This is a genomic window from Caballeronia sp. GACF4 (genome assembly GCF_023631025.1).
Classification (GTDB): domain Bacteria; phylum Pseudomonadota; class Gammaproteobacteria; order Burkholderiales; family Burkholderiaceae; genus Caballeronia.
Genome location: NZ_JALQDW010000032.1, coordinates 1 through 13,326 on the forward strand (window position 1 = coordinate 1; position 13,326 = coordinate 13,326).

The 13,326-nt window shown below is 55.9% G+C and carries 10 protein-coding genes; 1 reads left to right on the plus strand and 9 read right to left on the minus strand.

The genetic code is table 11. From position 1 onward, the window contains the following. From NCR40_RS27885 to NCR40_RS27905, 5 genes are all read right to left on the minus strand, one after another. Window positions 1–3,479: ImcF-related family protein (locus NCR40_RS27885; protein WP_250511359.1), on the minus strand; the 3,479-nt coding region annotated here is incomplete at its 3' end. After that, window positions 3,445–4,758: a KPHS_23130 family T6SS system protein gene (locus NCR40_RS27890; protein ID WP_502801037.1), complete on the minus strand. Its 1,314-nt coding sequence runs from the start codon at window positions 4,756–4,758 to the stop codon at window positions 3,445–3,447. The genes NCR40_RS27885 and NCR40_RS27890, both read right to left, overlap by 35 nt. After that, window positions 4,758–4,940 (minus strand): PAAR domain-containing protein, encoded by a 183-nt coding sequence (locus tag NCR40_RS27895; RefSeq protein ID WP_502801038.1) that lies wholly within the window; start codon window positions 4,938–4,940, stop codon window positions 4,758–4,760. Before NCR40_RS27895 ends, NCR40_RS27890 begins: the two co-directional genes overlap by 1 nt. Window positions 4,941–5,028: 88 nt before the next feature. After that, window positions 5,029–5,505, minus strand: coding sequence for a hypothetical protein (locus NCR40_RS27900; protein ID WP_250511361.1), 477 nt, complete (start codon window positions 5,503–5,505; stop codon window positions 5,029–5,031). Continuing rightward, entirely contained in the window at window positions 5,459–5,794 is a 336-nt protein-coding gene (locus NCR40_RS27905) for a hypothetical protein (RefSeq protein WP_250511362.1), read from the minus strand. Before NCR40_RS27905 ends, NCR40_RS27900 begins: the two co-directional genes overlap by 47 nt. Before the next feature lie 538 nt (window positions 5,795–6,332). Between NCR40_RS27905 and NCR40_RS27910 the strand changes: the two genes are divergently transcribed. Next, window positions 6,333–6,659, plus strand: a complete 327-nt coding sequence (locus tag NCR40_RS27910) for a hypothetical protein (RefSeq protein ID WP_250511363.1) — start codon at window positions 6,333–6,335, stop codon at window positions 6,657–6,659. Between the two features lie 575 nt (window positions 6,660–7,234). On the opposite strand, the gene NCR40_RS27915 is transcribed toward NCR40_RS27910, so the two are convergent. The 4 genes from NCR40_RS27915 to NCR40_RS27930 form a co-directional block, all read right to left on the minus strand. Then, a complete protein-coding gene (locus NCR40_RS27915) occupies window positions 7,235–7,510 on the minus strand; it encodes a hypothetical protein (protein WP_250511364.1) in 276 nt (91 codons plus the stop codon). Window positions 7,511–8,486: 976 nt separating this feature from the next. After that, a complete protein-coding gene (locus tag NCR40_RS27920; protein WP_250511365.1) occupies window positions 8,487–9,137 on the minus strand; it encodes a hypothetical protein in 651 nt (216 codons plus the stop codon). Window positions 9,138–9,240: 103 nt separating this feature from the next. Next, the gene (locus tag NCR40_RS27925) at window positions 9,241–11,469 is read right to left on the minus strand and encodes a M23 family metallopeptidase (protein ID WP_250511366.1); all 2,229 of its coding nucleotides are present in this window, start codon (window positions 11,467–11,469) and stop codon (window positions 9,241–9,243) included. Window positions 11,470–11,544: 75 nt separating this feature from the next. Then, window positions 11,545–13,326: type VI secretion system Vgr family protein (locus NCR40_RS27930; RefSeq protein WP_250511367.1), on the minus strand; the 1,782-nt coding region annotated here is incomplete at its 5' end.

Below are 13,326 nucleotides of genomic sequence, written 5' to 3' on the forward strand. Positions count from 1 at the left end.
ATCTTGAAGCCGCGCAGCTTGAGCAAATCGAGCGGCCCCGCGCCGACCTGCGCTTTGAGGTCGTACTGCAGAGGAAAACCGTTGCCTTGATTGAAGGTCAGCTCATAGGTGGTGCTGTCAAGCGGCTTGACTTGAGCAGTAGCGAGCAAGCGCAGCCATGCCCAATCGCCGTTGGCGGCGAAAGCAATGCGTGCTCCGGCGTCGAGCGACTCCCACGTCAGTTGTACACGGCCGTTCTGGCCGCTCGAGCCGCTTTGCCCGATCGCCGGCCACACAATCGAGGTATATGTCTCCAATTGATTGAAGTACTCGATCTTCGCGCCGTCGATGCTCAGGATATTGCGGGTGACGTCCGGATTTGGATGCGGCATGAGCTGGAACCGGTAGCTGGCATCGCCCTGCGCGTACAACTGCGCGCCGAGCGTCGACAACTGGCGCAGTGCCGAGAGGAACTCCGGAGCGAACTGCAATGCTTGTGGCGCGAGTTCGTTCGGCGCCCACGCATTGCCTTCAGGCTGAAGCGTGCCTGCGAGCTGTGTCGTCACAAAGCGCGAGATCAGTCCGGTGTCGGGCTTGATGTAGCGACCCAGCTCGGCGAACGAGGCATCTGCGTCGGTGTCCGAGAATGGGTAGTGCCCGTTGAAGCTGCTCGCAAACGGCGCGGCGATCGACAAGCGCCACGCCTCGTTCAGACTGGCCGCGGCCGGTTGCAGAATGGTTTGCCACGCCACGTCCAGGGGCCGCGAGAACAGCGCGTCGCCGAAGCCCGACCATTGCGAGCCAAGGCTTGCGGCAGTGAGCGCGGCATCGTCGCGTGCCTGCGTGAGTTCCGAGAGCTTGCCCTGAAACACCGCCTGTGCCATCTGTCGGGCCATCGCCTGGGCGTCGGTGCTGGTGGCGATTTGCTGCAGCTTCAGGCGCATGGTCGTGGCCACCGTCAGGAAGTGCGCGAGGCTCACGCCGCTGAAATCGGCGACGCTTTTCGTGGGCTTGCCGTTCGACTTGCTGGCCGTGCCCGTCACCACGTCATCGCCCATCAACGCGAGCAGCGGGCCGAAAGGTTTGTCCAGCGGATCGACTTCCTGAGCACTCGCGATGCCTGTCTTGTTGCCGATCAGGTCCTGTGCTTTGCGCACTAGCGTATCCGAGAGCGCCTGCGAGGGACGTCCCGCCTGTGCCTGATACTGAACCGATTTCATCAACGCAATCAGCGGCGAGGTCTGCGCATCGGTCAAGCGCGTGAGCTGCGTGATCGCGCTGCCTAGATTGGTCGCATTCTGCCATTGCAGGCTGTTCAGCATCGCCTGCCACGCGGCGGTATAGCTTGCGAAATAGCGCGCGCGCAGGCGCTGCCTCACTTCCTCGATGTCCTGATGCGCTTCGAGCGCCGCGCCCGGCACGCGCGCGGCGCGTTCGTCGGCGAGCACCCAGTCCGCCGCCACGCGCCCTTCCTTGGCGGCCTTGTCGATCGCCTCGCCGATCATGCCGTCCCATGCGGCGCGCGTGTAGATGCCCGGTACGGTTTGCGTCGTCGTGAATAAGCCGCGTGCGTCCGCTCCGTTGATCAGCGTCACGAGCGACATATCGGCGTATTTGCCCTTCGCCCGCTCCAGCACGGATTGGTAGAGCGTGTCGTCGGAGTTCTGCAGGCCGATCTGATTGACGAGCATGTTGCGCGCGGCTTGGGTCAGATCATCCGATGCATGGAGTCGCCATTCAGGATGCGCGCGCAGATGAGACGCGTAGAACGACGCGAGCCGTTGTGAGGTGTCGAGCCATTCGCCCGTGCTCATGCCGGCGATTGCGGGCCACGTGGTCGGCAACTGCTTGGCGAGGTAGGCAGCGTCTGCATGTTGAGGCTGCGCCAGCATTAGATACGTCTTGAGCGCGTCGTAGTCGCGCTGTTGCTCCTCGGTGCTGGGCAGTGCGTCGGCGCGAGACTGAGCGAGTTGCGTGAGCGTGGCTTCGAGTTGATGGGTGGACGGATCGCGCAGGTTGCGTATGGCCACGGTCTGATACGGTTGCCAGAGCGCGTCGAGGAGTTCATCGTTGCGCGCGAGACCTGCGCGCAGATGCCACGGTACGCCATGATCCCGGCGGTATTCGAGCGTCTCGATCTGCTGCTGCAGGGCGAGTTGCGCACGCATTGCCTGTGGCGAACCTGGCGCTGCCTGCAGAGCCGCCCACGCGGTCGCTTCGGCATCCTTGATTAGCGCGTGGTTACCGAGGCCCGAGACGACCAGCGCGACCGCCCATACCACGGCCCCGGTTAGGGCCGCCATTGCAACCGCATCGCGCCAGTACAAGCCCGCGCGCCGGCCCCGATAACGGGGCGCCCTGGCAGCGATCTCTTTCCATACCGGAAGCAACGCGGCTGGCTGCTCGCGCGTAACCGTCATTACCTGCGGAGCATCGGCAGGCTGATCCGGCGTGGCGTTTGCATCCTCGTCCCCGACCGGTATCGGTACCGGTACGACAGTTGGCACCGGAAAGACCGGCGCGAACATGACGCCTGCGAGCGGCGCACGCAGCCAGTTCGACGAGGCAAGCGTGCCCAGGGTCGTAGCAATCCGCGCGGCATGGTCGCAAACATACTTCGAGATTTGCAACAGCCATATCGCCTTCTCGCGCGTATGAAGGCTCACGCCCGCGTCTGCCGACCTCCACTGAACGTGGTCGAGCAAGTCAGGCACGCATTCGGCGGCATGCTGCGCCTGCCTACGCGACTCGTTCGGCATGAAGGCGCCGATCGCTTCGAACCGTTCGGATGGACGACCCTCGGTCTCGACCGGGTGAAGGAACGTGATGGGCGCGGCCCAGCCGAGCGCGGTGGCAATCAACGAGAGCGTGCGGGGCAGGTCCGCATCGGGCTCGTCGGCATTTGCGACGTGGACCAGACCATCGACCGGGCGACGACTACGCAATCTGCGTATCTGGCCGAGCCACTTCTCTTTTGCGATACCGTCCGGCGCGGCGTGAACGAGGACGGTCTCGCCGACGTGTATAACGCCTGCCTGCTTGAGTCCCGGTGCAACCTGATCGACCCGCGTATCGCTGCCGTCGACCATCAGCCAGCGCAGACGGCTACGCCAGAACCAGCCATGCGCGACGCGCATTTCCTCGGCCACGCGTTGCAGTCGCGCGTCGCGCTTGAGCGGCTTCGCCGTCGTAGTGCGGTCGCCGGTTTCGAAGCGAAAAAGCCGCGTGGCAAAGCCATAGGCGCCAGTCGGGAACAGGATGAGGTGAACGACGACAACGACTGCGAAGATCGACAGAATGTCAATGACCGCCTTCAGATGAGCTTCACCGGCCGAGACGCCAACAATATCGCCGCGCAGCGATACGAAGCCGATTGCGAGCAGGGCGACGATCAGCGCCCCGACGGGTATCCCCCAGATTGGCAGACGGCTCGACGGCGCGGATTCCTCGTTCGCGGTTGGGGGCTTAAGCGAGCGCAGGGTAAGCCTGGGGTCGTTCATCGGTATTCCGGTTGTTATCGTTTATTGCGGGCGTTACGCGCAGGACTGCGGACTGTAAGCCGTCTATGATGAGTTGCGGACCATCTGCCGCGCCTGATTCGATCGCCGCTATGATGGACAGCCAGCCGTTTGCGTCGCCGAGGTCGCCGGCGATGCGGTCGGAGCGTCGCTGCGCCTCGTCTTTTGAAATGGAATCCATATTGGCCGCGCGTAACGCTCTGTCGCCTCCATCTATAGGACGCGTTATCCATGCGCGAACGATTGAAGCGAAGTCAGCCTTACCCCATACCGCAGCATTGGCGAAGCCGTGTTCGACTTCGCCCGCAAGCGCCGTAACGGGCCTGTGAAGCAGCGCGGCGACCTTGACCTTGACCGTGTCCGGCAGCCGGAAGTATCCCGCCGTCAGGAGTACGGCGACGCACCCCTCGGTGCTGCCTTCGGGCGGTCCAGCCTCGTGCCATGCGGTCGCGACGACGAGCAGTGGACGCGCGTCCTTTGCGTCGAGCCACGCATCGGCAACCATTAGGCCATCCGTAGCCGCTACCGCTTGCACCGCGAGCGGCGGCAGGCCCGCAATACGCAGTGCGTCAATGACCCGCGCAATGTCCCGCTGCTCGCTTCCCGTCGCGCTCAGTACGCGAATCTGCGGCCACCATTGCCGCTCGTAGCACGTCAGGGCGCGTAGGCTCGTCTCAAGCGGCTTAAGCGCATTGGCAATCTTGAGCGTCAGCAACTCGATTTTCTTCGGCACACGGCCCGCCTGAATGCTTTCTTCGTCCACATCAAGACCGACCGCATCAGGTTCGTCGACCATCCAGTCCGCGTCCTCGAAACGAGCGTGAAAGACGAGTTCAGCACCTGCACGGGGCAACTGCGCTGCAGGCATGCGTTCCCTGGCAGCAATCGCACCGGCAAGCGTCTGTTCGCCAAGCGGCAGGCAGTAGCCGACACCGAGTACCTCGAGGGGCTTTTGTGCCCTGCGCAACCGCTCCGCCAGCCAACGGCTACGATGATAGTTGCGCCAGTACGCCCGATACCAGAGACCCTCGTAGCCAGCGCGCTCAATGGCAAACAGGATCAGGAATACGCCGTTGGGTACCCCAACGAACCAGAACCAGAACGGCGCGCCACTCACGGGCTGTCCCTTCCGCCAGAGCAGCATGGCAACGGCAACGCCTAAAACGTTGCAGGCAAGCCAGATGCAGAACCACCACGGCCAAAACCGTGGGCGGCGTGGATAGGCACTAGGGCGTCCGGCCAAAGACAGATCGACCGGCATTACTCGATATTGACGTTCTGGAGCGACGAGATCAGGCGGCAGCCGCACGCGCAACGGTAGTGGTGAAAGGCAACCGGCTTGCCGTCGCGGTCGGGGAACTTTGTGTAGCCCTCGTCGATGACGGTCGGGCCGTGCTCATTGCAAAGGGCTTCGTCGCCCTTGCGGGCGAGCGGGCGACCCATGAATACGAACCATTCGGAGCCGCCGGTTACTTCGCCGCCGTTTTCTAGTTTGTCGCCTTTTGCGGTTGGGGGATTTCATTTTATACAGTTACTTTTTGGCGCATTGCTGTGTCTTGAACGGAGGGACGTAAGTCGCTTCAAACGACTGAGCTTTCGGCTCCTTAAGATTTATCACATCAACCCCAAATTGATTACGTACAACGATAAATTTCTGTTCTTCGCTAAAGGTAGCGTCATATACCCCCCCACCATACACAGCACTTTCGATAAGATGGATTTTTGGCTTTACAAGATACACTGAAAGATGTGTTACTTGAGGGTAGTGCGTGTCAAGTTTCTTCGGCAACCCGAACAAGACCAAAATAGAGTCATCTAGGCTAAACGTGCCACCATCGATAGCATGATCAATATGTGCCGAACCAATTTTTTTCTCACCATGCTCCACTATCAGTCGGCCGCGACCATCATTTTTTGCTGAATAACCTCCATCGCAAGAACTGACAATTGTCGCATGTACATCACCAATGAACATGGCCATCAGAGTCAGAAGTAAGTACTTTTTCATAACTGATCCCCAATACTTGGAATGCTTTTTTCGTCTTGTTGCAACGCAATGGCGAACTTTTTACATCATACGGGTGGCCTATCTTGGTCACCGCGCGAGACAAACTCTTAGGAATTCCTCGATCCGCGAACTTTTCAAGCAAAGTATGCACGCATAAAAGACCTGCGGCATCTACGCGGGAATAGGCGTCATTTCCAAGAATCTCATGATTATCCACTTTTGGACCATCCTTGAAATGCCCGCCATCCCTTTTCTTGACCCCAATACGCAACATCTTTTGCGGCAGCACTTCCTTCGAAGATCGAGTGAATCAAGTTGCCGTCCCAAATCGACATAACCACGCTTAATTGCAAGGCCCTTGAATCAGTATTGAAAAAAAAAGGGCCTACGGCAATGCGTATTTCCGGCGCCTGTTTCGCATCTCTAAACTTTGAAAACTCATTTGGCTCCAACCGCAAAACGGGAAAGCAAACGGCAGATACATCCGGTGCCGCATAGTAAAGAGCAATAGATCCATCTGGAAGTGGAGAAAACGTGATTGGAAAATTAGCCAGCTCGTCTTCCAATTCCGTTGCGGAAAGACAGAACGGGTTATTCTTGTTAGCTGACCTATAGCTAGTTTCACCGAATCGATGAGATCAGGTCGAACAAATAGACGGCCATCCTGTCGGATAGCAATGTTATACACTCGATTCAAATCAAGCCGTTTCCCACTTGCCTTTTCGAATGCAACTCCATATTGAAACGACGAAGGATGCACACCATCTCAAATCATGTCCCCCGACACCTGAAGGGCGACTACTCTATCCGTGTCTAGCACTTTCCTGATGAAAGAACTATATTGTGCAGTTGACCTCATTCCTTTTGCTGTTTCAGCGCAACCTTTAGCATCTGACTTAACGCGCGCCTTTAGCGCATCAATGGCTTTTTTCAAGCCCGGCGAAATATTCGAAATAGCCGGTATTGGTCCGACTGCCAAGGCGCTGGAATTGGCGCTCATATTAAATGTAGCGAACGAGACGAATAGCATTATGGCGACAAGCTTTTCAATAGTCACGTTATTCATCAAGAACTTCGCCGCCATTTTCAATCTTATCGCCATTGTAGATGAGAGTTTTCAATTCGAAAGCCAATTTTTGCTATTGCGGATGTGAACCTTATTACTTGATAGGCGGCAGCCGAGTGAGGCATATTCTTGGGACGTTTTTATCCCAATACGTACTAAACATACGATGTCTTTTCTTGTCGACTTTCAAGTCGATAAATTCATCCCCCATACAACGGCGCCGGACCCCGGTCTACAAATTTTTTAGTCGATGGAGAAAATGTAAAACTCTATAAATCGAGTACGTTCCCATCCCGTAATCCACATGCCATACGGCAAACCCAAATTGACCACTAAACTCATAATCATCAACGTATAAATTTAACGGCTTTTCTGCATCAACGTCCACTCGCCCTTGATTGTTACCGCCAGCATAACCTGCCGTCCAAATCAAAGCCTTTCCTTTCGATTTCAATCATAGCCTTGATGCCAGGAGCCGGAGAGACAATCTGCTCACGCTCAACTGCGCTTACCGAAAGATAAACAAGCACCAAAGCCCAAAGGATAATCTATTTAGTTCCATTAACTATTCAGATTTTAGCATTGGTGCCACACTTGCATCTTCTGGATAGGAGGATTAATTGTTTTGTTCCCGACGTGTTGTCGCCTATGCGAATGAGGTTTTCAATTCGCAAGCCAATTGAACAGCTTGCTGCAAGTTTTGTTATCGATTACTATTGTTTTTCCAGTTTTAATTTCGACTACATTGACTTCTGTATCTGAGCCGCACTGACGTCGATCCACCGATATATATTTTCCATCGAGTGATATAACCGGGTTCATATCCGAAGACGCCTCCTCTTTCAGCTTAGCCTCGCTCACTGTAGTCCTATAAAAGCCTGGCTTTTTAACTAGACTTTTGTCGCTTCCGATTTTTGCAACCACCGCCAAAAAACTCATGGGCGACACGCTAACCGGAACCATCGATGCATAAATGCCCGCCTTGATATTTACGTCTGATAGGAATCCCACGTGGGGGGGCAGCGCGCCGAACGTGAGCAGTGACGTCTGCCTTACAGTGACTTAATTCAGTAATAGGAAGGTAGCCCGTACCAGAGACGATAACTGTTTTACCATCAGAACTGAGCGCGGCGCCGATTGGTTCCTCGTCTATCAAGCATTGAAAGTTACCAGCCTCGTTCTGGATAGACAAATTGAAAGATCCTGATCCCTTCGGCTCATCAGTATTACAGGATGCGTGGATTGAGGCAGAAAATAAAGCTACAAAGACGAAGAAGTCAAATTTCACAGAAGACGTTCCTTAATTATACGCGTAAACTAAGGCGCTTTCGACTTCGATAAACGAAGCGCTAATAAATATTGTCATATCTTTTATCACCGGCTCTTCTTTTGCAAGCCGCGCAGTGGTTCTCGGTATTCAACCATCTCCATCAACAGCGCAAACAACCTTAGAACAAATTCGAAAGAAACGAAACGCTGCTCCCGCGTCCCTAATGTTCTTGCGAAAACCGTAAATACGCACAGACGACACTCTTCGACAATTGTCATAACTAAGGCTATTTTCGCACATGTTCATCCTTTTACCGTTATATGCTTTGGCTGCTTCACGCTCAAACGGCGTACAGCAGTAAGTGCAATGTGGAGCGGATGGAGCCTCAGTGTGCGACTTCGCCCGTTCCGGCCGAGTACTTCGTCAGAACAAACCCGTGTTACCATTGCTTGAGTCCATTGCATACTGGCAGACCCAATATCTAACGACCTCGCCATCAGCGATTTCAAACGCAAGACCATGCGCGTTGGGGGCCAGATGGACGCTGTAATGCCAGCGCCGATCAAATGCAATGGGTAATTATCGTCAGTTACTGATTAATCCGGACTCACTTTAATGTCGTACTTAGCGTAGAATAAGGCGCAATCATTTCGATTCAGACGAAACTTGGTATTTATTCGCAAGGGCCTTTCGAATGGACTTAGCGTCTTTATACTGTGCTTTTGTAGAATGCCCATCGCGAAAGCTACATTCACATTGATCTTGAAAGGTTGCGCTGGCATCACTCTGCCATCCCGCGAAAACAGCGCCATTTTGAGCGTTTCCTGTTAGTTTGTAGATGTAGCCATCATAATATTCGCCTCCGTAATCGTAATGGTTAAGCGGCGTCCGCACCAAAACAACGATTTCCTTGCTTTTCGGATCATGATCCGCATTTGCAAAAAATACGCTGGCGATTTCCGGAATACCGTCATCTTTCATGTAGCGATCGAATTGCACATCATGCCAAAGATGGTTTCCGTCAGCGAACAGCAAATGTGCATCCAACATGTAAGGTCTGTTGTTCTTCGTATAACCCGGCTCATCGGAAGTGTTCGCCACAAAATACACATAAACTCCCGCCATCGCGGGTCCCGCATTAATGATGGGAGGCTGCAGGTTGAGGCCAACGCTAACACGAGCACTCACTGCCGCCTGTACTTCAGTAGGAACATCTGTTGCACAGGCCTGGTGTGTTAAGGAGAGAAAGAACAACGTCAGCAACAAGCGCAATGCAAAAGTCTGTCGACTATTCATAACAAATTATTCCTTTTCAAATTCGACTGTAACTAAAGCCGATCGGCGAACAAGAAACAGTAAAACAGATCCCGATTTTTTTAATCAGCAATCGAGATCACCCTTATTCCTCTTGCCGTTTCAATTGGCTATCTGCGGCCATGTCTGGCGCATCACCAAGAATAAAATAGGCATAGCGAAAAAACTGCTTTCGCGCTGGCAACCCACCTGCTCCACCTACCGAGGCGAAGCAATGCTGCACATCAATGTCGTTTGCTCCGTGGTCGGCTTTCGCATCGATACGAGTTTTAACCCAGAAGTAGCCTGCGGAATCCGCAGCCGTTTCCGCATCAGCTTGCAGTAGCGCAGGATTTGGATCAGTCGTGAAATCTTTCGCGCGGTACTCTCCATATTCTTTATAGCCATTTCTCCATGTGAGGTGAATTAAACCGCGCCCGCAGAAACGAGGGCCGTCACCGGGCTGCACATTTCCACCAGCGACAGCCTTTCTGTGAACTTCTCCAGGACGCTGAGCTATGTAAGTAGCGCGATCACGGTTTTTCAGAAAGCCAAGATTCTTCAGCCAATTGTGCTTGTTGTCGAAATCATAGGCCGCATCGCTGGCCGTATAATCCTCATACATTTTCCGGAAATACTCTGCGTTTCCATTTTCTCTCGTTGAGCATAAAGCCCCAGTCTCCTTGAAAATTTGCCCCAAGAAGTGGGCCTTGCGCAGACTACTGCTAAACCCATATTTAAGAAACATATGATTAAGTGCCTTCCATATGCCGCTCGGCGATTGGCCCCTAGCATCGTCGTTTCCGCCAGTAAATCGCTTCTCGCTCTCAGCCCAAAGGATCTTTCCGCCGGCATCAAGCATCGAATTGCGAGGTAGCAACTGCGTCTGCTCGCGCAAGCTCAACCATCCGCACTTCCTAAAATGCCGGATAAACGCAAGCGGATGGAAGAACCACAGCTTCTGCCCTGCGGGAAGACCCGTCACGCCCCAAAACTGTATTTCCTTAAGATACTTAAGAAAGTCGTTGTAACCCTGATTGTTGCCGTGATAAAAGCCGCCTTCATCGAGCAGTTTTGCGTAGCGCGTTTCGTTGTTCGTGCTATCCCATTCGCTTGGGGCGTTGCAAATGAATCCGCACAACGCCTGGCGTACGCCATCATGACTTTTTACATAGCTTGAAAGCGCTTCGGCCTTCTGCGCTTCGGTCGTTGGCGCCGTGCCTGATGGTTCAGCATCCTTGACGATTTTCTTGAGTGCGTCGATATCGCACAGCCCATCGCTGCCAAAGGGCGTAGCGCCATCGCTAATTTTCTGCCAGCCCACAAACGACGGGAAATCCGCGTCAGACAACTTCTTAACCGAGGTGTTGTTGATATCAATGTAACCCTGCGCTCCCGGGGCGTAGGTCACTTTCACCCATGTCGCACAGTCTCTCCCGGACAGCGTCGCCGGCGTCGAGAGGATGCGCCCGAAGCGCAGCATCTCGTACCCGTCGCTCGGGCAGGCGCTGTAGAGCGCCGTCGCGCGACGATAAAGATTGTATTCGTAATCGGCTCCAGCTACTGGCTGCGCGGTTAGCAGCGTGCGCGATCCATCCGTCGCGACGCTCCAGACGTTGGTGTACTTGCTCCCTTTGCTAAAGTAAGTCTCAACGATGAGCGGTAATGGGTTTGTGCCGGTTTGGCCTGCATCGAAATTGATGCCATGCAGTTTGTTGTGTGCATCCGTTCCTGGCGGCAGGGCATAGAACTGCCGTCCGCCGGGAATCGTGTACCAGGTATGCCCCCAGCAATCCGACGTCGTCGACGTGTCTGGCCCGGCAATGCCAAGCGCCGTATGGCTAAAGTAGCTATCGAAATCCCTTGGCATCATGAAGATTTCGAAGTGCATATAAACCACGCCTTCATACCGCCCGAGAAAACCGATAACGTCCTTGCGCCGCACCTTGTTGCCTCCGCCAGCCACCGCCGGCTCTACCGCGCCTTGGGCGACTTGGCCGGTAGGTTTGCGAAGGAACTCTGGCAATCGTTTTGCGTCGTGCCCGAAAGACTGGTACTCGGCGAGCGGCAGCAAGTGCATGTAGAGCGAATAGAACGTCAGCGTGCGACCTTCGCCCGTTTCGGTCGAGTGTTTCAGCAGGACGAAGCCCGCGTTGCCATTGCCCGAGTCCATCGCATGCTGGCAGACCCGGTAGGCGACCACCTCGCCATCGGCGATTGCATAGACAGGGCCATGCGTGTCGGGGGCGAGATGGGCGCCGCAATGCCAGCGCCGGTCAACCGCAATTGGATAAATACCGTGTGCAAGTTCGAACTTGTCGACGGCGTCCATCATGGGGTCCGGCTTCGATTGGTCGCTAGACGTAAGGCCGGATTCAGGCAAAAACGGAGGGCTGATAATCATGGCGCGTCAGTTCGTATGGGAGTACCGCTCATTGAGCGTCAGGTTGCTTTTTGGCAGGACTGGCAGCACTGCGGGCATGTTGTCGGGGCCAACGAACGTGAACGAGCCCGCCTTGATGGTGAACGCACCAGGACAGTGGAATGTCATGTTGCCGTTCTCGATCACGAGCGAGGCCCCGCCGCTGTTAAGCGTGATTTTCGACTTCGCGGCCACCTGGACGTCCGCGCTCTCGCTCGCAACGCGGAGCTGCTTCTGCGCGAAGAGGTCCATGCCGTCCGTCAGTGCTGCGGCAGTCAGTTTCCCTTTTGCAGCCACCAGATTGATACCGAGCTTATGCGCGCATAGCGAAATCAGCTCGCCCGCCGCCATGCGCAGACGTTTCGCAATGCTGACGTCCATGTCTCGGGCCGTCGCGATCAGGTTCTCGCCCGCCGAGTGCTGTATTGACTTCGGCGTCACGAATGCCATGCCGCCAGGGGCGCTCGCGAGCAGCCCCGCGTCGCGAAGCTGGTTCAGGCTGTCCTGGAGCGCCGCCTGCTTAGCCCGGTCGGCAGGATCGGCACCGGCCTGTGTCGTCGCCGCCGCAAGGTCCGTTACGCGCTGTAGCGCGGCCTTCAGTTGCGCGACGGCAGCGGGCATCTCCAAGTGCGGCGTATCAGCGCCAGCCGCTGCATCGGCCGAAAAGAACAGTCCTTTCGCTGCGCGCACGGTCCCCCAAGCCTGGGTGGTCGCTTCAAAGCCCTCGCCTCGCGCAAGTTTTTTACTGTTGAGCAGATAGCCCTGATTGAACGCCGTCTGGCTGTAGACCGTGGCGATACGCGCGCTTTCCTTGCCTCGCAGATCATTGAAGACGACCTCGGCGCCGAGCAGCGGCGCGCGCCAGATTGCGTAACTGAACATCGCATCGGCGCCGTGCACCACGTCCGGATGCGAGTAGTCATGGAGCGCTCCGACGATATGCATGCGATCTACATCGGCATGCGCCGCACCAAGCAAAACCTCCGTGGACGGCAGCAAAGGCGAATGGAAGCCACCTTGATACGACGAAGACGGACGAAGCAGCCGCAGCTTCAGCAACTGCTTGTCAGTGTTAGCCGTTCCCTGCAGGAACTTCGGCAACACAGGATATCGGCCATGCTCGTCCATGCAGCCATAAGGCGACGAGTCAAACGTTGTGACGACGCCAACGACCGGTCCCTTCAGAAATCTCCAGTCGCGTTCATAAACGAAGTCGGGACGGTAGGCCAGATGCGCGGGCATCGCCTTGAAGCGGACATGCGCCGGTTTCGATCGGCTGCCCTTCATCGTCATCGACTCGACCACGAATCCATACGGAGCGCTCGCCAGCTTCGTATTGGTCAGCTTGACCACCACGCCAGGTGCCATGCCCTTCGCGTTGCTCTTGCCCGAAAGCTTTACCTGCTTTGCAATCTGCTCGTCGCGCCGCGTCTGTGCTCGCGACTCACCCTGCTGAGGCGTCAGATGAAATTCCGCGCTACCGCTGATTCGCCCGAAGACCGATTGGTCATTGGCCTCATCGGAAACGCTCGCGCTTGCCCGCAGCGGATCTTCCGGCGTGCGGTAATTGCGTTCCCACAACTCGATGGCGGCCGGCACCAGCGTACGCGTCTCGCTGACGGAGAGTGCAGCCTCATGCCAGTTGCTGTTCATGCCCGAGTCAGAGAGCAGGGGTAGGTCGATCGAGCGCACGTACCCGCGCGGATTGTCCGTGAACACGAGCGTGTCCAGTTGACCATCCTTGCCTCGACCCTGCTTGTAAAACCAGCA

Excerpts from the sequence above, each read along its gene's own strand:
- NCR40_RS27920 (WP_250511365.1), bottom strand. The coding sequence starts at position 9,137 with ATGAATAGTCGACAGACTTTTGCATTGCGCTTGTTGCTGACGTTGTTC.
- NCR40_RS27910 (WP_250511363.1), top strand. The coding sequence starts at position 6,333 with ATGAAAGAACTATATTGTGCAGTTGACCTCATTCCTTTTGCTGTTTCA.
- NCR40_RS27915 (WP_250511364.1), bottom strand. The coding sequence starts at position 7,510 with ATGAGTTTTTTGGCGGTGGTTGCAAAAATCGGAAGCGACAAAAGTCTA.
- NCR40_RS27900 (WP_250511361.1), bottom strand. The coding sequence starts at position 5,505 with ATGAAAAAGTACTTACTTCTGACTCTGATGGCCATGTTCATTGGTGAT.
- NCR40_RS27890 (WP_502801037.1), bottom strand. The coding sequence starts at position 4,758 with ATGCCGGTCGATCTGTCTTTGGCCGGACGCCCTAGTGCCTATCCACGC.
- NCR40_RS27925 (WP_250511366.1), bottom strand. The coding sequence starts at position 11,469 with ATGATGGACGCCGTCGACAAGTTCGAACTTGCACACGGTATTTATCCA.
- NCR40_RS27895 (WP_502801038.1), bottom strand. The coding sequence starts at position 4,940 with ATGGGTCGCCCGCTCGCCCGCAAGGGCGACGAAGCCCTTTGCAATGAG.